General features: G+C 53.4%; 25 protein-coding genes. 17 read left to right on the plus strand and 8 right to left on the minus strand.

Going from position 1 to position 20,468, the window contains the following annotated elements:
* Positions 1 to 627: 627 nt before the first annotated feature.
* Positions 628 to 954, minus strand: a complete 327-nt coding sequence (locus ACLQMU_RS10760) for a hypothetical protein (RefSeq protein WP_422150533.1) — start codon at positions 952 to 954, stop codon at positions 628 to 630.
* 172 nt (positions 955 to 1,126) lie between these two features.
* The gene (locus ACLQMU_RS10765) at positions 1,127 to 1,396 is read right to left on the minus strand and encodes a DUF1922 domain-containing protein (protein WP_424040630.1); all 270 of its coding nucleotides are present in this window, start codon (positions 1,394 to 1,396) and stop codon (positions 1,127 to 1,129) included.
* A 193-nt stretch (positions 1,397 to 1,589) separates the two neighbouring features.
* Here ACLQMU_RS10765 and ACLQMU_RS10770 point away from each other — a divergent pair, with 193 nt between their 5' ends.
* Entirely contained in the window at positions 1,590 to 2,342 is a 753-nt protein-coding gene (locus tag ACLQMU_RS10770; RefSeq protein WP_422150531.1) for a coenzyme F420-0:L-glutamate ligase, read from the plus strand.
* 37 nt (positions 2,343 to 2,379) lie between these two features.
* On the opposite strand, the gene ACLQMU_RS10775 is transcribed toward ACLQMU_RS10770, so the two are convergent.
* The gene (locus tag ACLQMU_RS10775) at positions 2,380 to 2,550 is read right to left on the minus strand and encodes a preprotein translocase subunit Sec61beta (protein ID WP_422150530.1); all 171 of its coding nucleotides are present in this window, start codon (positions 2,548 to 2,550) and stop codon (positions 2,380 to 2,382) included.
* 48 nt (positions 2,551 to 2,598) lie between these two features.
* Between ACLQMU_RS10775 and ACLQMU_RS10780 the strand changes: the two genes are divergently transcribed.
* The 7 genes from ACLQMU_RS10780 (at position 2,599) to ACLQMU_RS10810 (ending at position 9,824) form a co-directional block, all read left to right on the plus strand.
* A complete protein-coding gene (locus tag ACLQMU_RS10780; protein ID WP_422150529.1) occupies positions 2,599 to 3,645 on the plus strand; it encodes an amidohydrolase family protein in 1,047 nt (348 codons plus the stop codon).
* 29 nt (positions 3,646 to 3,674) lie between these two features.
* Positions 3,675 to 4,103: a universal stress protein gene (locus ACLQMU_RS10785; RefSeq protein ID WP_422150528.1), complete on the plus strand. Its 429-nt coding sequence runs from the start codon at positions 3,675 to 3,677 to the stop codon at positions 4,101 to 4,103.
* 5 nt (positions 4,104 to 4,108) lie between these two features.
* Positions 4,109 to 4,957 (plus strand): CBS domain-containing protein, encoded by an 849-nt coding sequence (locus ACLQMU_RS10790; protein WP_422150527.1) that lies wholly within the window; start codon positions 4,109 to 4,111, stop codon positions 4,955 to 4,957.
* Between the two features lie 84 nt (positions 4,958 to 5,041).
* On the plus strand, positions 5,042 to 5,683 hold the full coding sequence (gene psmB / locus ACLQMU_RS10795; protein ID WP_422150526.1) for an archaeal proteasome endopeptidase complex subunit beta: 642 nt from the start codon (positions 5,042 to 5,044) through the stop codon (positions 5,681 to 5,683).
* A gap of 24 nt (positions 5,684 to 5,707) precedes the next feature.
* Positions 5,708 to 7,627 (plus strand): beta-CASP ribonuclease aCPSF1, encoded by a 1,920-nt coding sequence (locus tag ACLQMU_RS10800; RefSeq protein ID WP_424040632.1) that lies wholly within the window; start codon positions 5,708 to 5,710, stop codon positions 7,625 to 7,627.
* Between the two features lie 12 nt (positions 7,628 to 7,639).
* Positions 7,640 to 8,731 (plus strand): MFS transporter, encoded by a 1,092-nt coding sequence (locus ACLQMU_RS10805; protein WP_422150524.1) that lies wholly within the window; start codon positions 7,640 to 7,642, stop codon positions 8,729 to 8,731.
* 94 nt (positions 8,732 to 8,825) lie between these two features.
* On the plus strand, positions 8,826 to 9,824 hold the full coding sequence (locus ACLQMU_RS10810) for a tetratricopeptide repeat protein (RefSeq protein WP_422150523.1): 999 nt from the start codon (positions 8,826 to 8,828) through the stop codon (positions 9,822 to 9,824).
* Between the two features lie 179 nt (positions 9,825 to 10,003).
* Here ACLQMU_RS10810 and ACLQMU_RS10815 read toward each other — a convergent pair whose 3' ends face one another.
* From ACLQMU_RS10815 to ACLQMU_RS10830, 4 genes are all read right to left on the minus strand, one after another.
* Positions 10,004 to 11,188 carry an ArgE/DapE family deacylase gene (locus ACLQMU_RS10815; RefSeq protein ID WP_422150522.1) on the minus strand — a complete coding sequence of 395 codons (1,185 nt, stop codon included), beginning with the start codon at positions 11,186 to 11,188 and terminating at the stop codon, positions 10,004 to 10,006.
* Positions 11,189 to 11,212: 24 nt separating this feature from the next.
* On the minus strand, positions 11,213 to 11,722 hold the full coding sequence (locus tag ACLQMU_RS10820) for a hypothetical protein (protein ID WP_422150521.1): 510 nt from the start codon (positions 11,720 to 11,722) through the stop codon (positions 11,213 to 11,215).
* 99 nt (positions 11,723 to 11,821) lie between these two features.
* A complete protein-coding gene (gene moaA, locus ACLQMU_RS10825) occupies positions 11,822 to 12,748 on the minus strand; it encodes a GTP 3',8-cyclase MoaA (RefSeq protein ID WP_422150520.1) in 927 nt (308 codons plus the stop codon).
* A complete protein-coding gene (locus ACLQMU_RS10830) occupies positions 12,720 to 13,301 on the minus strand; it encodes an RlmE family RNA methyltransferase (RefSeq protein ID WP_422150519.1) in 582 nt (193 codons plus the stop codon). Before ACLQMU_RS10830 ends, moaA begins: the two co-directional genes overlap by 29 nt.
* Positions 13,302 to 13,393: 92 nt before the next feature.
* Here ACLQMU_RS10830 and ACLQMU_RS10835 point away from each other — a divergent pair, with 92 nt between their 5' ends.
* Both ACLQMU_RS10835 and priL read left to right on the plus strand, forming a co-directional pair.
* A complete protein-coding gene (locus ACLQMU_RS10835; protein ID WP_422150518.1) occupies positions 13,394 to 14,137 on the plus strand; it encodes a DNA polymerase sliding clamp in 744 nt (247 codons plus the stop codon).
* Positions 14,138 to 15,223: a DNA primase regulatory subunit PriL gene (gene priL / locus ACLQMU_RS10840; RefSeq protein WP_424039736.1), complete on the plus strand. Its 1,086-nt coding sequence runs from the start codon at positions 14,138 to 14,140 to the stop codon at positions 15,221 to 15,223.
* Positions 15,224 to 15,572: 349 nt separating this feature from the next.
* Here priL and ACLQMU_RS10845 read toward each other — a convergent pair whose 3' ends face one another.
* Positions 15,573 to 15,749, minus strand: coding sequence for a hypothetical protein (locus ACLQMU_RS10845; RefSeq protein WP_422150181.1), 177 nt, complete (start codon positions 15,747 to 15,749; stop codon positions 15,573 to 15,575).
* A 489-nt stretch (positions 15,750 to 16,238) separates the two neighbouring features.
* Between ACLQMU_RS10845 and ACLQMU_RS10850 the strand changes: the two genes are divergently transcribed.
* The 7 genes from ACLQMU_RS10850 (at position 16,239) to asd (ending at position 20,443) form a co-directional block, all read left to right on the plus strand.
* On the plus strand, positions 16,239 to 16,388 hold the full coding sequence (locus tag ACLQMU_RS10850; RefSeq protein WP_424039734.1) for a hypothetical protein: 150 nt from the start codon (positions 16,239 to 16,241) through the stop codon (positions 16,386 to 16,388).
* 60 nt (positions 16,389 to 16,448) lie between these two features.
* Positions 16,449 to 17,006 carry a thiamine-phosphate synthase family protein gene (locus ACLQMU_RS10855; RefSeq protein WP_424039732.1) on the plus strand — a complete coding sequence of 186 codons (558 nt, stop codon included), beginning with the start codon at positions 16,449 to 16,451 and terminating at the stop codon, positions 17,004 to 17,006.
* Between the two features lie 10 nt (positions 17,007 to 17,016).
* On the plus strand, positions 17,017 to 17,208 hold the full coding sequence (locus ACLQMU_RS10860; RefSeq protein WP_422150178.1) for a 30S ribosomal protein S17e: 192 nt from the start codon (positions 17,017 to 17,019) through the stop codon (positions 17,206 to 17,208).
* Positions 17,209 to 17,216: 8 nt separating this feature from the next.
* Positions 17,217 to 18,146: a 4-hydroxy-tetrahydrodipicolinate synthase gene (gene dapA, locus ACLQMU_RS10865; RefSeq protein ID WP_443673700.1), complete on the plus strand. Its 930-nt coding sequence runs from the start codon at positions 17,217 to 17,219 to the stop codon at positions 18,144 to 18,146.
* Positions 18,147 to 18,153: 7 nt separating this feature from the next.
* Complete coding sequence (gene dapB / locus ACLQMU_RS10870) at positions 18,154 to 18,921, plus strand: 4-hydroxy-tetrahydrodipicolinate reductase (protein ID WP_422150176.1); 768 nt, start codon at positions 18,154 to 18,156, stop codon at positions 18,919 to 18,921.
* Positions 18,922 to 18,993: 72 nt separating this feature from the next.
* Positions 18,994 to 19,167, plus strand: a complete 174-nt coding sequence (locus tag ACLQMU_RS10875) for a DUF362 domain-containing protein (RefSeq protein WP_422150182.1) — start codon at positions 18,994 to 18,996, stop codon at positions 19,165 to 19,167.
* A 259-nt stretch (positions 19,168 to 19,426) separates the two neighbouring features.
* Positions 19,427 to 20,443, plus strand: coding sequence for an aspartate-semialdehyde dehydrogenase (gene asd, locus ACLQMU_RS10880; protein WP_422150175.1), 1,017 nt, complete (start codon positions 19,427 to 19,429; stop codon positions 20,441 to 20,443).
* Positions 20,444 to 20,468 lie beyond the last annotated feature (25 nt).

Raw genomic sequence — 20,468 nt, forward strand, 5'->3', positions numbered from 1 at the left:
TCCACCGCAAATCTCATTTTCCTGTCTGTCACACTATCGCGAAGCGGGGGATGCCCGTGCGGCGGGGGCGGAGCCCCCGAGAGCATGCTCTGCTCGAAAAACCCTGGCAGCAACACTCACCATGAATCTCGCAATCCCGAAGGTAAAAACCCCTCAAAACCACCGTATCCCACCATCCGGATATCCCTGTTTCCGCACTGTCGATACCAGAGTGGCCACTTTAGGATAATTTTCCCGGGAAAAAACGGGCCGTTTTTCTTAGGCAAGGAACCCCCTTTATTTTTTGGCAATAGCGGGCCTCCGGGCAGGGGCGGGCTCCCGGAAGACCTTTGGAATTACCGTTTTTTCGCGACCGGTACAGGGCCGCTAAATTGCACGGTTTTTTCCTGCTTAAAACGCCCGGTTTCAAAAACCAACCGATTAAAACAAGAATCGTGGAGAGGATTGGCGCCATTTCCACTGGAACTTCCGGGACACGGTTCCGGCCCAAGGACTCTCCGTCGGAGAAACGATCGTGGGAAACCGTAGGTCCTGCCATACTGCCCTTTATAAGGGGGACGCTCGGATTGGGGGGATACCTCCCGGGAGTAGGGGTTCGTGTAATCATCCGGCCCCCATCATCCAATCTCACCGACAACGGTCGGATAAACCCGGAGCCTCCGCCACACCCGCTCGTGCTGCGTACGAAGCCGGATTTCTCCTTGGGAACCATGGAGGGAACGGCAGGGCACGGACCTCGCGGAGATCATCAGGAATCAGTTTTTCGCAGATCGTGTTCGGGTCGATCCGGTACCGGATCTGCCGGACACGGACGATGCAGGCCGCATCCGGCTTGAAGATAAAGTGGTCGTACGCAAGGTCCGGGTGTTCGTTTGTCTGCCAGCGGCAGCCCATCTTCTCCGCGAACTTTTTTGCCTCGTCAATGGCCGCGACCGGCTTTTTCCCCCGGGTCATTTTTTAGTGTGGGGGGGGGTGAAGGGTTTGTGGTCGGAGTGGTGGGACAGACGCTCCCTTTTGGTGTACTGGCCTTTTATCCGGCCGGACTTTAAAAAATCCCGCCGATTCCGGTTCCACCGGACCGGTTTTTCATGGATGCCGCAGCCTTACAGGCAGGCAAAAAACGGGTTTAATGGCACTTTTTCCTGAACCACTCGGCATAATGCCGGCGCAATTCTTCGGACTCTTCCGGGGTGAAATCCTTTTTTTTATTAGCGTGAAGGTGGTTTTCCATCTGCCGGATGATGTGCTCGGCATCGTGATAATCCTCCACCTCGAGGTATGCCGGGACTTTGGCCACTTCGTAGGCATGGCCGCAGACCGGGCACAGTTTCCACTTCTGGAACCGATCTACGTACGTAAAAGCCCTGCACCCCGGACAGCGGAGAATATGGTACATAAATATGAGGTCATCAGTGTATCCCGTATAAAAATATATTGATGATATGGTCCAAACGACCGGCCGGTCCGCAGCGTTATTTTTGCCAGAAGGAATCGATGCCGGCAGAGGGTTTTGTACCCCCACGGCCCCTTGCAGTAAAACGGCCAAACGAAATCCCTATATCGTGCCATCAACCCATAGAACCAGTACTATGGAAAATATTATTGTGACCGGGGTCCGGGGACTCCCGCTCATCAGGGCAGGTGATAATATTGCGGCGATGATTTGCGAACGGGTAACGGTGGAAGACGGCGATATTATCTCCTTAGCATCGACGGTGTATTCAAAATCGAAGGGCTATACAAAACCTCTTGCTGAGATCACGCCCTCGGCGCGTGCACTGCGGCTGGCAGAACTTAACGGGGAGGACCCCCGGTTTGTCCAGGCTGTGCTCGATGCTTCACAGGATATTATCATGGAACATCCTTTCATCCTCTCTCTCCTCCCGTTTGGCCATATTGGAGTTCGGGCAGGAGTGGACCAGAGCAATATAGATGACGGCATGGTAATCTTCCTGCCTCCGGATCCCATGAAAGCTGCGACAGAGTTGAGTGACGAAATCAAGGTGATCACGGGAAAAAAGGTCGGCGTAATTATCACCGATACCTGCGGGAGGTCATTCAGGCGCGGGCAGACCGGCCACGCCATCGGATGGAGCGGGTTTACCGCGATCCGGGATTTCAGGGGAGATACGGATCTCTTCGGTCATGAACTCAAGATCACGGAGGAAGCAGTGGTAGATGAGATCGCAGGGTTTGCTAATTTTGTCATGGGCGAGAGCAACAATGGTGTTCCGGCCGTCCTCTTCCGCAACTGCCCGCCATGGACCGGTCATGACAGCCTGTATTTCACAAAGAACGAGGATATTACCCGCAGGCTGCTCAAAAAAGCCTGTCCCTCATGAGGAAAAATGGTGATCCAGTCTGGTTGACAGACCAGAGTTATGCATGCGTTGAATAGAGGAGATTGAAGATCATGACGATAATACCGATAATGGCAGCAACAACCATGACCGTGATGGGACTGATGTGGATCGCCCGCCGGTCCTCGCTCTCGTAATAGTTAACGAGACCTGCCGATGAAAGTAATCTTCCGCCTTGTTTCTTTGCCATACATATATATTTCATTTTTCGATATATAAAAGAGAGTCACGATAACCAATGAACCCCACGCAGATTCTGTCCGGTCTGGCGCTGATCGGTGAAGAGCTCGCACTCCGTCCGGTAGATATTGTGATCGACGAAGGCCGGATCACCGCAATTGATGAAAGAACCCGGGCCCCCCCAATCTGGATCTGCCCGGCGTTTTTTAACGCCCATACTCACCTTGCCGATACTGTCGCCATGGACTGCGGGAGTACTGGCGATCTGGACAGTATGGTGACGCCACCTGATGGCCTCAAGCACCGGCTCCTCGCCACCGCTTCGTCCGCAGATCTTATCGCGGCGATGCGGGCGTCTGTCGCGGGTATGATAAGATCCGGAACATTCGGATGCGCGGATTTCCGCGAGGGTGGCAGGAACGGTGTACATGCACTCCAGAGGGCAGCGACAGGCCTCGACTTCCTGCCTGTTATTTTCGGCCGGGATGGTGGTGAAGATATTGCTGACGGCCTCGGAGTCAGCAGTACCCGCGATGTGGAGGGGGTGGAGCAGCAGGTTGCGGCTGCCCGGAACGCTGGCAAACGGATCGCGTTTCATGCCGGTGAGCGGGACAACGAAGACGTAGATGCCGCACTTTCGTTTGAACCGGATCTTCTCATCCACATGACCCACGCGACAAAAAAACAGATCCGGGCATGTGCGGAACAGGAGGTCCCCATAGCTGTCTGCCCCCGCTCCAACTGGGTGCTGGGTGTTACCGCATCGACCCGGTATCCACCCCTGAAGATGATGCTCGAACTCGGTTGTACTGTGATGCTTGGTACTGACAATGTGATGTTTGTGCCGCCGGATATGTTTTCAGAGATGGCGTTTGTCTCGACAATATACAAAATCGATCCAAAGGCCGTGCTCCGGTCTGCAGTGGCAGGCTCACGGTTTGCCGGCGCACCGTTTTTCATCCGCAAAGGGGCACGCGCAGCTCTTTTTACGCTCGATCCCACCCATTCTGCGCTTGCTTTCAGTCACGACCCCTTAACTTCCATTGTAAAACGTGCTCAACTTGGGACAATCGGGAATAACGTTTTTAATTTGAAAACTCAATAAAAATGGCATGTTTGTTTTGGGTGATGTCCGTGTTTACTAACATACTTGTTGCAATCGATGGTTCAGAAGCAAGCGACCATGCCCTCGAACAGGCAGTCGATGAGGCAAAAGTATGGAATGCCAAGCTTCATGCCGTTTATGTCGTAGAGACCGGCCTCTTTTCATCGCTCCCGTCAGATAGCACCGTAGAGATCATGTACCGCGTACTTGAGAATGAGGGCAACGCAGTTCTTGAGAAAGCAAAAAAGACTGCCGCAAAAAGCGGTGTTGTTCTTGTCACGCATATGAAACAGGGCCATGCAGGAACCGAGATCATCGCGCTTGCCCAACAAGAGAAGGTGGACCTGATCGTTTCCGGCTCCCACGGGAAGAGCCAGACCGATCGCCTTCTTATCGGAAGTGTCAGCACATACATTACCGCACACAGCACAGTCACAACCATGGTGGTGAGATCATAACGGATATGCTTGTTAAAGATTACATGACTTCGGATGTCGTCAACGTAGACATCCCCGGCAACCGTGACGATGTCCTCAAGATCCTCAAAAGGACCGGTATATCCGGTGTGCCAGTCCTGAAAAACAAGAAACTGGTCGGAATTATCACCCGCAAGGATCTTCTGCGCAAACCGGAAGAAACCCAGCTCGGCCTTCTCATGACATCAAAACCGATCACGATCGAACCTGATACGGATATTCACGAAGCTGCCAGGCTGCTCGTCACGCATCGCATCAGGAGGCTGCCGGTGGTTGAGGACAACAAGCTTGCCGGCCTGCTCTCGGTCGCAGACCTGATTCATGCTATCGCCCAGATGAAAATAAAAGAGGAGATCAAGGACACCTATACGAGCACGACCTTCGCACTCTGGGAGGATACCCCGCTCCCGCTCGTAGGGCGGGTCATGGAAATCTCGGGGGTGGATGCGATCCCGATCCTGAACTCCGACAGCGTGCTGCAGGGCATTATCTCGGAACGCGATCTCATCAGGAATTCAAGCATCGAGGATTCGGTGGGGGTGAGTGACTTCTCCAACGGCACCGATGACGACGAATGGACCTGGGAGAGCATACGGGACAACCATACAATTAGTTTCGGTATTTCCCGGGTACAGCTGCCAAACCGGCCGGTAAAACTTGCAATGGTCAAGAATGTCGTGGCTGTTCCCAAGAATTCTGAAGTCAGCGAGTGCGCGCTAAAGATGCGCCGGTCGCGGGTCGACCAGCTTCCGGTGGTCAACGGTGATAAGCGCCTGGTGGCCATGCTCTATGACCGTGATCTTATCCGCGTTCTCTGTAAAGAGGACGCAGAATAACAACCTTTAAATTTCCTGATATCATCTAATACCATAAAACGCTTTTAAATGATTTTTGGCGTTCATTTGTTTTTGAGGTGTGATATGCCTGAACAATACCAGGAATCTATGACAGGGACTACTACGGTGGGTCTGATATTTACCGGAGGGGTTATCCTTGCCACGGAGAAGCGTGCAACCATGGGATACATGATTGCAAGCAAGCGTGCAAAGAAAGTCTACCAGATTGCAAACCTTATCGGCATGACGATCGCAGGCGGCGTGGGTGACGCACAGCAGCTTGCCCGGATCATCACCGTCGAGTGCAACCTGTACCAGATACGAAGATCACGGGCAATCACCGTCGGGGCCGCTTCAACCCTGCTCTCCAATTACCTGAACCAGAACCGTTATTTCCCGTATTACGTCCAGCTGCTCGTCGGAGGTATCGATGAACATGGGCCCGGGGTCTATTCGGTCGATGCCATGGGTGGGGCAACAAAAGAAGAGGACATCGTCTCTACCGGTTCCGGTTCGCCTATGGCTTATGGTGTGCTGGAAGACCGGTACCGCTCCGGCATGAATGAGGACGAAGCCATCGAACTTGCAGTACGGGCCCTCAAGTCAGCAATGAAGCGTGATGCCGGTTCCGGTGAGGGCATCCATGTCGTTGTCATCACCAAAGACAAGTATCAGGAACTCAGCGAGGAGCAGCTCAAAAAATACCTCGCCAAAAATCCAGTATAATCTTTTTTTAGGACGTTCATTGTTATGTTGATTGAAGATCGGCTTAAAGAGCTCAGGGATAAGATTAACGAGCGGGTGCCCGCAGGTATAAGGGTTACTGAGGTTGAATTTGAAGGACCGGAACTGGTCATCTATATGGATGACCCCAAACGGTTTGCAGATGAAGCAGACCTGATCCGGGTCCTCGCCCGCGACCTCCGGAAACGGATTGTCGTCCGCCCGACTATCCTTGAAGACCCCGAGAAAGCGGTAACGGAAATACGGGCAGTTGTTCCCGAATCTTCAGGTATTACCGATATTTTTTTCGACCCGGACACCGGAGAGGTCTTAATAGAAGCAGAAAAACCCGGTGTCGTCATCGGGAAAAATGGGATCACGCTGCGGGAGATTACCAAGCACATCGGCTGGACCCCCAAAGTGGTCCGCACCCCCCCTATTGAAAGCAGTACCGTTAAACAGATTCGCCAGTACCTGCGCTCCGTTAATGAAGAACGTAAACAGTTCCTGCGCACTATCGGGCGACGGATCCACCGCGACATTCCGGGCCGCGACGAGGCAAACAAGGATGCGACCAGAAAAGATCAGTGGGTGAGGGTCACTACCCTTGGCTGTTGTCGCGAAGTCGGCCGGGCTGCTTTTTTGCTTACCACCCCGGACAGCCGCGTGCTCATCGACTGTGGGGAAAAACCGGACAACTCAAACGGTGCGCCCTACCTTTACGTTCCCGAAATCCACCCCCTGGCCCAGCTCGACGCTGTTGTCCTCACTCACGCGCATCTCGATCACTGTGCACTTGTCCCCCTTCTTTACAAGTACGGATACGAAGGTCCGGTCTATTCAACTCCGCCGACCCGGGACCTCTCCGCAATGCTCCAGCTGGATTATCTGGATGTCATCAACAAGGAGGATCGCAAGATCCCCTACAGCTCAAACGAGGTCAAAACCTACATCAGCCATTCGATCACGCTTAATTATGGCAGCGTGACCGACATTGCGCCGGATATCAAGCTCACCTTACATAACGCAGGACATATTCTTGGCTCCGCAATTGCCCATTTTCATATCGGCGACGGACTGTACAATATCGCGTTCACCGGTGATTTCAACTACAGCAAAAGCCGGCTCTTCAACCCCGCCATCAACCAGTTTCCCCGGCTGGAGGCGCTTTTTATGGAAAGCACCTACGGTGGTTCAAACGATTTTCAGCCGGCACGCTCTGATGCAGAGCTCAGGCTTTACGAGACCATTAATAAGGTGCTGTCGCGGGGCGGCAAGGTAATTATTCCGGCATTTGCCGTAGGCAGGTCGCAGGAGGTCATGCTCGCCCTTGAGGAGGGGATGCGCCTTGGCAAGATACCGCATGTCAAGATCTACCTGGATGGCATGATCCGTGAGGCCACAGCGATCCACACCACCTACCCCGAGTACCTCAACAACGATCTCCGGAACCTGATCTTCCGGGAAGGGATGAACCCCTTCCTCGCGGATTGTTTCCAGCAGGTAGATTCTTCCGATCTCCGTGAGAAGGTGATCAATGGCGATCCGTGCGTGATCATTACCACAAGCGGTATGCTCAACGGCGGACCGGTCATGGAGTACCTTCTTAATCTGGCAGAGGACGAGAAAAACGCACTCGTCTTTGTCGGGTACCAGGCTGATGGCACTCAGGGACGGCGTATCCAGAAAGGATGGCGCGAGGTGCCCATGGGCCGTAAAGGTACGATCACCATAAACCTCGAGATCGATACCATCGACGGGTTCTCGGGTCATTCGGACCGCCGGCAGCTGATGAATTATATCGGCCAGATCCAGCCGCGACCCGAAAAAATCTTCTGCATCCATGGCGATGAGAACAACACCATCGATCTTGCCAGCTCCATCTACAAGCGGTACCACATCCAGACGCACTCGCCGATGAATCTTGAGACATACCGCATGGTATAGCCCGGATCCGCCATGAGGGCGTACCTTCTTGTCGTCTGCCTGGGCGTCTTTTGCGTTATGGCGCTCTCAAATGCGATTGTCCCGGTCCTGCCTGCATTTGCCACCGGGTCCGCATGGGAGGGTGCCATCTATGCCGCATATTTTCTGGGCGCGTTTATCTCGACGCTCCCTGGAGGATTCCTTTCCGACCGGTATGGCAGGACACCGGTCATCCGCACCGGTCTTATGCTGACCGTCATAAGTGGTATCCTTCTTTATTATACCTCCGGACCTCTTCCTGTAATCACGCTGCGGTTGCTTGAAGGGCTCGGCGCCGGTCTCTTTATCGCTGCCGGGATGTCCTACGTCAATTCGCAGCCGGATCATACCCGTATGAGCGGTTATTATCTTGCGATGCTTAACATCGGGCTTGTATCGGGGCTTGTTGCATCCGGCTGGCTTGCCGTACGGTTTATGCAGCCTGCTCTTGGGATTGGATTATTTGCTGCACTTTCATTGGTAGTACTGGTCGCGGGTATTTTTACCCGCGAGATCCCGGAACAAATCTTCCAGCCGGGTATCCAGACTCAAAAACCTGCAGGGTGCTACAGACAGGATCTTAAGGAGCTTGTCTCGCTTGTCACATCCCGGAGCCGGTTGTGGTATTCCGCAATTGTCCTTGTCGGTATCACGGGAGTCGTTTCCTCGTTATACCCGGAGTTCTCCGGTCAATCCGCGGATATCCTTGGTCTCTGGATTGCCGGTATGAGTGTTGCAACCATTGCAGCTGTCCTTATCGTGTCCCGGTTTACGGTTCACGCAATCCCGGTCATCCGCTGGTCTGCAGTGTTCATGACAGGCGGGGCCCTTCTTGCTTACCTGTCCCCGCTCGGGTTTATCGTGCTTGGCGCTCTTGCCGGAATTGTGATGATCGCCCAGATGGCAATTCTCGCCGAGGAGCGGAACCGCCAGGGACTCGTCATGGGTCTCTTTTCAACATTCAGTTACCTTGGCATGACGATCCTTCCCTTTATCGCCGGACTGGTAGCAGCTGCTGCAGGTTTTTTCGATGCGTTCCTTGTCGCTGCATTACTTGGTGGAACGGTTGCCCTCTCGATTGGCTAAGCGTACCCCCAACCGGCGCAATAAAACCTGCATCACCTGCCGGCGTGCTAAAATATACAATAGATTCATCTGTTTTAAAAGAGAATTTTCGGTTATGCAGACGAGCGCAAAAGTTGGCATACTGCTTGTTATTGTTATTTTTCTCATTCCTGCCGTGGCAGCTGAGGATTCCCTTGAGTGGTACACAAAAGCCCAGAATGCGGCAGTGAACGGGGATTACACGGATGCAGTTACTTATTATAACAATGCGATCGCGCTAAATCCCACCTATGACGCGGCAATGGCCGGAGAGGCAGATGCGCTCAATGCCCTGGGCCAGTACTCAGCAGCACTTACGGCAGCAAACCAGGCGCTCGCCATACAATCGAGTCCGACTGCGCTGGGTGCCCGTGCAGATGCACTCTTCAACCTTGGCCAGTACAACGATGCCATTGGTGCATATGTGAATTATACAGCAATCGTAACAAATCAGGCAGATGCATACTGCAATCTTGCCTACTCGTACGCACAGGTTAATAATTCCAATATGGCGCTCACAACCTATGCCCAGTGTACGAATCTGAACCCGTCAGACCCGCTGATCTGGAACCAGATCGGTCTCGTGGACATGTCCCTCGGCCAATACCAGGCGGCCCTTACCGCTTTTAACAAGGCAACCGGTCTCACGATCACCAATGCCGAGATCTGGAATAATAAAGGGGAAGCTCTCGCTGCCCTCGGCCAGTACCAGGATGCGATCAGTTGCTTTAACACCGCGCTCAGCCTGAACCCGGCCTATACCCAGGCTCAGGAAAACAGGAATGCATCGCTCGGGAAGGGACAGACCGTTATCATCACGGGCAATCCAACGCCTACGATGGCGCCATGGTACCTTGGCGGGGTGGCCCCGACGAGCGTAACGACAACCCCGGCTGTAGCGACACCAGCAACAGTAACCGGATCGCAGGCTGCCCAGACAACCACAATATCCCAGACAACCATGGAAACGCCGGTTGCAACCCGGACTACGTATTCACCATTGTCACCGGCCCTTGCCCTCGCAGGGCTTGCAGCGGCGGCAGTTACACTGGCATGGAAAGGGAAAAACAGGTAAACCCGGATGGATCCGGGAGCAAATGCATCAGGACCCTTCTTTTTTTCCAACCAGCAGGATCGCCCGTGGTGCATTGACGGGCCATGGGAAATATCGACACGCGAAAGATATCCACCGGGTTCTTTTCTGAAAATGCCGGGAATCAGGCACCCGCCCTGCTGATCAATAAAAATCCCGGTTCAAACCGCCTGACTGCGTGAACCATATACCCTCATGATCCGCAGGTAGATTTCTGCAGATTTTTCAAGCGCTGCCACCGTGACCCGTTCATTGGTGCCGTGAAGCGTGGTAAGTTCGCCCGGGCCGTATTCGATCACCCGGAAGCCCGCAGATCGCAGGTGACGGGCATCACTCGCCGCCCACTGGAGAATGGGAGATGCCGGTCTTCCCTGCACCGCTTCAATCTCCCTGCAGACAATCGAGACAAAATCGCACGAAGGATCGGTCAGGGATGGTTCGTGAAGGGTCTCTTTTACGATGGAGGCATAGGGGGCATGCACCATGATCTCCCTGGTCAGATCCCGGATATCGCATCCCCAGGGAATACGCATCTCGAGATCGAGATCGCAGTGCTGGGCCACGATGTTGACCTTCTCCCCCCCGGCAATAACGCCCGGGTTAAACGTGACCCGTTCCAGGATCTCGCTGCCCTTGTCCATCATGAACTCCCCGGCAAATACCTGTGAAGATGTCCTGATAATCTCCAAGAGGTTCTCATCCATGGGAAATTCCCGTTTGTGGAGGGATTGCACATAATCAAGCAGCTTTGTTGCCTCCATCACCGCACTGATACCGACAAGGGGGTACAGGGATCCATGACCGGGCGTGCCGGTGAACCTGAGTTCCAACCGGCAGAGCCCCTTCTGGCCTATACACGGATGGAGTGCAGGGCTTGGCTCGGCGATAAGGCAGTCACAGGGAGAAAGCATATTTTTTTCAAGCAGGTACCTGATCCCATATTCTCCCCCGGTTTCCTCATCACAGACAAATACAAGGGTCGCCGGAAGGGCTTCTCCTGCCTCTGCCAGCTCATCGCACGCGGAGAGGATCGCTGCACAGCCGCCTTTCATATCGCTTGATCCCCGGCCCCAGACATACCCGCCTTCTATGGTGCCGGAAAACGGTGGATGGATCCAGCCTTCATCAAGGGCCGGTACAACGTCCACATGCCCGCAGAGCATGAGCGGTTGTGGTTTCCCTGTGGTCACCAGGTTGCACCGCCCCCCCGGGGTACAGATGACCTGCACCCCGATGCCCCGGGCTTCAAGGAAATCCCTGATGTATTCGATAGGCCCCGAGGTATCACCCAGCGGGTTCTCGCTTCGGAGAGCGACAAGGTCCGAACAGATCTTCTTGGGCTCCATCAAGAGGGATTCTCCGCACCGGGGTCAGGCTTTTTTCTGTGCAAGGAATTCGACAAGGAGCCGGGATAGCGATGCACCCTCATACAGGCTCTTGAGGAACTCCTGCTCGAAAAATTCGTCGATAACGATGAGAAAGAAATTGGTCGGTACGGCCTGCTTGCTATCCGGATCGGGAACGATCCGGAAACTCCGGTAGCTGGCAGGATCTTCAGGGTCGTAAATGATCTGCCAGAGCGCAGGCAGTTTTGCAAATTTCTCCGGCCGTGCCCCTTTCAGCCACGCTATAAAAGCGGGAAAATGCACGCGATCTCCCTTCTTTTCCTCATCTATACGCCAGCGCATGTACTCTGCGCCCATAATATTTTTCGGTGACTGGTAGTTGTATGCGTAGATGCTGCAGGTGTAGTCAATATGGGCAAGGGCATCGACAAAGAAGAAATACAGGGTCTTGTCAAAAAGCGACGTATCATGAAGGATCAGGGATTTTTCGTAGAGATGAGCTAGGACATGGACGTACTCATTGTCAGTGGTCATACGATCCTAGTGTATGCCGGAATTGTAGATAAATCCCAGTAACTATGCACCTGGTCAGGAACGTCCATGACCGGCCATCACCTTCCGGTTGCAGGATGGTTATTTGAAAAACGGTTCCCGCTGTTCGACCGCCTGCCGGAAGAGGGCTTCGAGCTCTGCACCCTTCTTGCCCCGGATCGTGATATGGTTATCAGTCCTCAGCAGGCATGGCTTGAGCTTGCCATCAGAAGTGACCCGGAGCCGGTTGCAATAGGCGCAGAATTCGGTATTGTGGAGCGGGCGCACCACCTCGACCTCGGCACCGTCTAGACAGTACTTTTTCCGGTGGTGCATCCTGCGCGTGAGTACCTCGCTCGATCGTGAGGCCAGCATCGCCTCGACGCCGCGCAGGTCACCGTGATAGTCGCAGTCATTGAAATGCATCAGCTCGATGAGCTGGAGGACGAGGTCCCGGTTGCCCCTCACGAAATTCAGGAAATCATCGATTTCGTTATCGTTGATCCCGGAGAGGATCACCATGTTGAGTTTGACCGGGGTGAGGCCAGCCCTGAGCGCTGCATCGATCCCGGCAAGAACCTCGTCCAGCCGGTCGCACCCGGTGATCCGCTTGTAGGTCTCCGGGTTCAGGCTGTCGAGACTGACGTTGACCCTGCGAAGCCCGGCGCTTTTGAGATCCTTAGCCATGCCTGCAAGCAGGATACCGTTTGTCGTAATGGACGACTCGATCTCTTTGGGAACCGCCCGGATTATATCGAGAATATCCGGCCGTATAAGGGGTTCTCCCCCGGTAAACTTGATGCTCCGGATCCCGAACTTTGCCGCGACATTCATGATCTCAATGATCTCTTGTGCGCTCATTTCAGCAGCCGGGTTCTTCTCCCCTTCGGCATGGCAGTAGATACAGGAGAGGTTGCAGCGGGAGGTAAGACTGATGCGGAGGTTGGTCACCGGTCGTCCATACGTGTCCTTGAGCGTCGCGATCGTGGGCATCACCTTTTCAGCCTTTGAAGTTCTTTCCGATAACATAAATCTCTGTACTCCCCTTGCGGGTTGCTTTGGCGGAGTACGTTTTCACGACATAGAAGTGCTCTCTTGTCTGACCAAGGAGTTCGGGAAAATCCACACCCTGGAAGGATTTGATCACAAAGTTGCCGCCGGGCTTTAGTACGTTGCAGGCAAAGGCGAGCGCCTCTTCGCCGAGCGCTATGGCCCGGGCCTGGTCGTAACTTTTGTGACCGGAGAGTTTTGGGGCTGCATCGCAGACTACCACGCTGACAGAGCCAAGCATTTCGAGTGCCTTCTGCTGGATCACCGGTTCGGTAAGGTCTCCTTCGATAGTGTCGATACCCTCGAGGGTTGCAATCGGGTTCAGGTCTATCCCAAGGACTCTCCCGTCAGTGAGCGTGCGCAAAACCTGAAGCCAGCTCCCCGGGGCAGCACCGAGATCGATAATATTATCGTCCCTGCGTATAATGGCAAACTTGTCCTGGATCTCGATAAGCTTAAAAGAAGCACGGGATCGGAACCCTTCATGTTTTGCCCGAAGATAAACCTTGTCCCGTGACCATTGCGAACCCATACCAGACCACCAGAAATCCTGAAAACAAACCCAAAACGCTATAATTAAAGTATGACGATATACTGTATAAGACAGTTGTTAAGGGGAAAGCGATGTTAAAAGCAACCATTGACGCAGAGATATTCCGGGAGGCCATTGACGCGATCTCGGCACTCGTTCCCGAGTGCCGGCTGCACACGGCAGAAGACGAGATCTCGACCCGTGCTGTGGACACCGCCAATGTCGCCATGATCGCATTTACGCTCAAAAAAGAGGCGTTTGATACCTTCAAGGCAACGAAAAGCGAGCTGGGGGTCGATATTTCCAAGATGAAGAACATCTTCAACATGGGCGGGAAAGGCGATCTTATCAGTCTTGAGCTCGCGGACAATGCCCAGAAAATGGCAGTCAGCGTCCACGGCTACCACTACTCGATCACCCTGCTGGACACGAATACGATCAGGAAGGATCCCAACTCCCCGACTATCAACCTCCCGGGAAAGGTGGTGATCGCTGGTGAAGACCTCAACAACGCGATCAAGGCCGCTGCGGTAATATCGGATAAGATTGCCATGGGCATCAACCCGAAGGACCAGACCTTTTACATGGTAGCCGAAGGCGATACCGATCATATCCAGCGCGAATTCGGAAAAGACGAACTTAAGTCCCTCATTCCGGTTGAGGCACGCTCGCTCTTTTCCCTTGACTATCTCCGGGACATGGGCAAGGTGATGTCACATGCAGCCGAAGTCGAGGTCTGCCTTGGCGTCGATCACCCGGTCCGGTTCTCATTTGATATTGCCGGCGGCAACGGGCACGTAGAGTACCTGCTTGCGCCTCGCATTGAGGCTGAATGAATGGAATTTGTGCCTTCCGGCAAGGAACTTTCCCATTTTCCGTTTTTAAAAAAAGCCCAGGATCCAATCCGATCCCGTTTCGCATCTCTCGGTAAGCTTCTTGGCACCCCGAAAGGTGAGATCCTGGTTTCAGAGGCAGTAACCCGCATCCGCGAAGCGGTCACCCCGAAAAAAACACGGGTACCGGAAGTGCTCGCCAGTCCTGAAGACGAGATTGCCGCGTATGCGCTCGCACGAATCATTGTCTCCTGCATCAACGATAAACAGCTTATCGACCGGCTTACAAGATATGAAGCCGAACGTGCTTATTATTTTCTCGTGAATGAAGAGGAATGGAACAGTAGTTACGTGCAGGGTGATGGGGAGTATTCAAGGTTATGGGGGGCGATCGCAGACGAACTAAACATACGAATCGCACAGGACCGGATGCCGGTCCCCGATTACGTGGAGCTCGTCGCCCCCCTGCACGATGACCGGTACCGGCTTGTCAACCGGCATGTGGTACAGGGATTTGTCACTGTCAACAAGAACGAGCGCTACGAACTCTTAAGGGAGCGTATCCGCGTACTCCTGCGCCGCGATCTTCCCCACCGGGTGCCAAAAGATATCTGCGAGCAGCTCGCACCGCATGCGGCGGATATCAAGAAGGTGTACCAGGAGCAGATGTTGCGGCAGTTCGGCAGAGTGGAAGAAAGTGCCTTTCCGCCCTGTATGCAGGCACTCATTACTGCCCTTTCTGCCGGCACAAACCTCACGCATGCCGGCCGGTTCTCGCTAACGGCTTTTCTCCACAATATCGGTATGGATACAACCGGAATTGCTGAACTCTATGCCCGTTCCCCGGATTTCGATATTGAGAAGACCATGTACCAGGTCGAGCATATAACCGGACGCGGGGGGTCCGGCACCGAGTACACGACCCCGGCCTGCGCTGCGATGCAGACCACCGGTCTGTGCGTCCACCGTGATCTCCTCTGTGAAAAGGTCAGCCATCCGCTCAGTTACTACAAGGTGAAAAAATTGCGACCGCTTAAACCTGCACCTGCGAAACTACAGGTTCCTGATAAAAATTTGAAAAATTCCTGAATAATGGCCTTGAAGAAAACCTTGATTTCCTCAATAAACAGAAATATGTTTTTCCGCGCATTTTAAAAAAATCCGGATCTGCACATAGTACTTAACCTTACAGCTGAGCTGTAACTTAACAGTTAAGCTGTAAAGTTACAAACTATCTCACGTCAGAGATGGGGGAAAAAAGAGTACAACCGCGATCTCGTTACCAGGAGCGACCGTAGAAATCCGGATCTTCCCGCTCCGCAAAAACAGCTCCTGATCCAGAATATTTTTCTACGCGATCATTTCCTGAAAAATCTGGTTTTAACAGCCTGTGACTGTTTAAACAAAACCCGAAAAAAGAAAATCCGTTTTTTGTTTTTCAGGTAATCTTTTCGTTGACCATATACCCGGCACCAGAGAGAAACAGAATAAAGACGATAATGGCAATCAGGTAGGCTGGTCCGGCGCTGATAACCAGCGGGAGCACCGCGAGAAGAATGACCAGTACCACAAAACCGGTCACGCCTATAAGAACATCAAGCAGTCGTGCATCCATCCAGACCATTTTGGCGTTTATCGGTTATATGCATATCCGTGAGGGAGAGCCGTCATGCTGATGATACCGGGCGGCATATCTTTGTTCAGGGACCGCTCCGCAGCGATTGCTTTGCTTGAACAGTATGTACATGATACCAGGCTCAAAAAACATTGTCTTGCCACCGGTGCCGGGATGAAGTCGCTTGCCGCGCATCTTGGGGAAGATGAGGCAGTCCGGGAGACAACAGGTCTCCTGCCCGACATCGATTTCGAACTTGTGCGGGGGGATATGCAGCTGCATGGTGAGAAAGGTGCGGAGATCCTGGAGGGAGCAGGGTATCGATCCCGGTCTGGCCCTGATTGTTCAGCGGCACAATCACCATCTCTATTCAGGAACTTACGAAAAACCGGTAGAGATTGCGCTTCAGGCTGCAGACAGTGCATCCGGCCTCGTGATTGCGTGCGCGCCTGTAAAAGGGGGCAGACTTTCTGACTGACTGTAAAGACCGTGACAAAAAAGGCAAATGAAAAATCCCTCGCTGCCGGGTGCGACCGCGGCCGTATCGCGCTGATTGCGCCTATTCTGGCGCTGCCGGAGTTCTATGCCGTTGCAATCGAAGGGCTGATGGGAATACGTGAAGAACCGGGTCTTACCTGACCTGCCTGAAGCTCGCCGAAGAGCATAATAATCTCCCGGATCAACAGAGGTGCGGGTACTATGACCAGTCCGGAACAGCAAAGAAACGAAGTCCTTACCCATCTGACGCGTGCCGTGATCCTCCTTAAGGAATCGATGGATGTACGACTGGTTGCCGGCACCGGTACAAACATCTGTTATGCCGTCAGCGGGGCCAGGGACAGTACAGGTGTGGCTACTGTCTCCGGGGGGCTGGTGGTTCAGGGCAATACCGTCAATGCAGCAGGCGCGTGCGGGTTTGGTGCGGATGTCCGTATTGCAACAATCCTTCTCACGGCCTTAAAATTTAACCCTGATATACGTTGTGTGGCAACGATCCGGTATACTGACGCTGTCGGTCGCATCCTCGAAGATATGTTCCTTGAGTGCTGCACTATTGACAGCCGCATGAGATCCCCCGGGGTAAGTACGATGGACTGGGGGGTGGCCTCCTGCTGCAAAGAGGGCGTACCGGAAGCAATTGTCGATCCGGGCATTTCAAAAAGTGCGTCTGTTGTCCACCTGTTTGGTGAAAAACCTGCAAATGTCGCGGGCAATATTATTATGTTGTCGAACCGCATTATACGTATAGAACTTTGAGGAATATTTCATGGGAATAAAGCCATCGTATATCAAGACTATCGGCACCGCACTCCTTTCCACGCAGAAAGAGAACTTTTCAAACAACTTTGACGCAAACAAGCAGCAGCTGGGGGCATCAGCATCAATCGAGAGTAAGCGTGTCCGAAATCGCGTCGCCGGGTATATTACAAGAAAAATTAATACAAAAAGACACCCATAACGCTAGTTATGTTCGAAGGTGTCCTTCCCGCAATAATTACCCCTTTTAAACGTAATTCCGCGATGGACCTTGACGTACAGGGTCTGGAACGAAACATTGAGTATCTCTTGTCCTGTGGAATCCACGGGATCGTGCCCTGCGGCTCGACCGGCGAGTCTGCAACACTCACGTTCGGGGAACACGAAAAGGTAGTCAATGTTACTATTGACACCGTCAACGGCAAGGTACCCGTCCTCGCCGGGACGGGTTCAAACAATACGGCGGAAGCAGTCATTCTTACGAAGGCGGCTAAGGACGCTGGTGCCGATGGTGTGCTCGTCATCAGTCCGTATTACAACAAACCTAACCGTGCGGGGCTTGTAAAGCATTATACAAAACTTGCCGACCTTGACATCCCGGTGGTCATCTACAATGTCCCCGGCCGCACGGGCCAGAACCTCGAACCCGAACTGATTGCCGAGCTTGCACAGCACTCAGGTATTGTCGGGATCAAGGAAGCCAGCGGCAACATCGGGCAGGTCTCGCGGATTATCGAAATGACCCGGGATGAGGACTTTGCCGTCATCTCCGGCGATGACAACCTCACCCTCCCGATTATGGCTCTTGGCGGTAAAGGCGTGATCTCAGTCGCTGCAAACGTGGATCCGAAACGCATGGTTGCCATGTGCGAGGCGGCTGCAAAAGGAGACTGGAAAAAAGCGCTTGCCCTGCACTTTGCTCTCTCGCCGCTCTTCCGCTCGATGTTCATCGATACCAACCCAATCCCGGTCAAAAAAGCCGTGGAACTCGTAGGTATGGCAGGGGGACCGGTCCGGCTGCCGCTTGATAACCTTGACGAGAAAAAGACCGCAGACTTAAAAAAAGTCCTGGCAACGATCCCGGCAGCAAAAAAGACTGTCGCAAAGAAAAAACCGGCCGCAAAAGGCAGCCGGAGGTGAACCGATCATGGTCAGGGTCGTTATCTGCGGCGCCTCCGGCCGCATGGGCCAGACGCTGGGAAGGATGGTTAAGGAATCGCCGGATCTCGAACTGGCCGGCGGGATCGATCTGCGCCCGGGCAGTTTCTTTGGCGCAGAGATCGTAGCAGCACAGGACATCGAAGCGCTTCTTAAAAGCAAAAAGCCCGATGTGCTGATCGATTTCACCGTCGCCCACGCGGCAGTGGAGAACGTAAAAGCCGCGGCAAAGAACAACGTGGCCGTGATCGTGGGGACAACCGGGTTTACGCCGGAACAGCGCGAGGTTATGGCCGCGGCCATCGAAGGTCATGTCCCCGCCGTGATCTCAAGTAATTTTTCAGTCGGGGTCAATATCTTCTGGCAGCTCGTGCGGGAAGCCGGGAAACTGCTGGGGGATTACGACATCGAAGTAATCGAGGCGCATCACCGGAACAAGAAAGATGCCCCGAGCGGCACGGCAAAGACAATCCTGCAAATCCTTGATGATGAAATCGGCTCGCGCAGGAAGCTCTACGGACGCGAAGGTATGATGGAGAGGGGAAACGAAATCGGCGTTCATGTGATCCGGGGAGGAGATATTGTGGGGGATCATACGGTGATGTTCTCGAAGAACTTCGAGACGATCGAACTTTCCCACCGGGCATACGACCGGTCAGTCTTTGCAAGCGGGGCCCTGCGGGCTGCCCGCTGGGTGACAGGCAAAAAACCGGGCATCTATGGCATGAACGATGTCCTTGGCCTCCAGAAAACCTGACCGGCCGTCACCCTGTCTAAATCGAAACCTATTTTTTATCTCTGACCGCATTATAACGATGGAGTGAACTCTTTGGTAGCAGTTGTTGATACGACAAAATGTACCGGATGCGAAACCTGCGTGAGTGAATGCCCGGCATCTGCAATATCCATGGAAAACGAAAAAGCCAAGGTTGACAAGGATATGTGCGTGGACTGCCAGACCTGCGTGGATGTCTGCCCGTCTGAAGCGATCCATATGGAATAATTTTCTCTCAGCACAGCGATCTTTTTTTGACCGCCCCTGCGGGATTTTTAACGGTACAAACGGGAAAGGACGACATGTATTTCCGTTTCGAGACCCCTGCCGTATCCTGATCATCCGACAGGATTTTTTGGCTTTTCAGGAAAACAGATGGGCAAACGTTAAAAAACAATGTTTTTATTATCGCAGGTGAAATGGGATTTTACAACCCGCCATCATTTCAAACGGGAAACACAAAAATCACACACAGGACCTGTCACCTATGATCAATGTTGGAGTGCTCGGGGCTACGGGCGCGGTTGGTCAGCGATTTGTCGAACTCCTTGCGGATCATCCCTGGTTCAATCTGACAACCCTCGCGGCCTCGGAACGAAGTGCGGGAAAGCAATACGGAAAAGTAGTAAACTGGCGTCTTGAAACGCCCTTTCCGGAGAAAATCGCGAAACTGAAGGTCACCAGCATCACCCCATCCGCGATGAAGGATGTGGACCTTGTCTTCTCCGCGCTTCCTGCTGAAATCGCAACGGATATTGAGAACACTTTTGCCGATGCGGGCATCGCGGTCTGCAGCAACGCGAGTTCTCACCGCATGGAACCGACCATCCCCCTTGTAGTGCCCGAGGTTAATCCCGAGCACCTGGGGTTAATCGATGTCCAGCGGGACGCGGGCAGGGATGGGTTTATCGTGACCAACCCCAACTGTTCAACAATCATGCTTGTCACGGCCCTCGCGCCATTGAGGAAATTTGCGTTCACCGATATCCGGGTCGCCACAATGCAGGCAATATCGGGAGCCGGTTTTGCCGGTGTGGCGGCAATGGCCATCTATGACAATGTCATTCCCTACATAGGCAAGGAAGAAGAGAAGATGGAAACCGAGACCCTCAAGATCATGGGTACCCTGAAAAGTAAAAAAGTAGTAAATGCAGCATTCAACGTGAGCGCAAGCTGCCACCGCGTCCCGGTCATTGACGGACATACCATGGCGGTCTGGGCAGATATTAAAGAACCGGTTGAAATGGTAAAAAAAGCCTATATCGATTATAAGCCTCCCATCAAGGGCCTGCCCACCCAGCCGGCAGAATCCGTCCACCTGTTTTCTGAGGATGATCGACCTCAGCCCCGGCTCGATCGGATGCGTGGCCATGGCATGACCGTCTCAGTCGGCCGGTTGCGCGAAGGCCTCCGGTTTGTAGCCATGGGACACAATACGATCCGCGGTGCGGCGGGAGCAAGCGTGCTGAATGCAGAACTGATTGCAAAGAAAAAGTACCTGTGATCTTTATGGAAAACACCATGCAACC

The sequence above is a fragment of the Methanoregula sp. genome, from assembly GCF_052325125.1.
Lineage (GTDB): Archaea > Halobacteriota > Methanomicrobia > Methanomicrobiales > Methanospirillaceae > Methanoregula.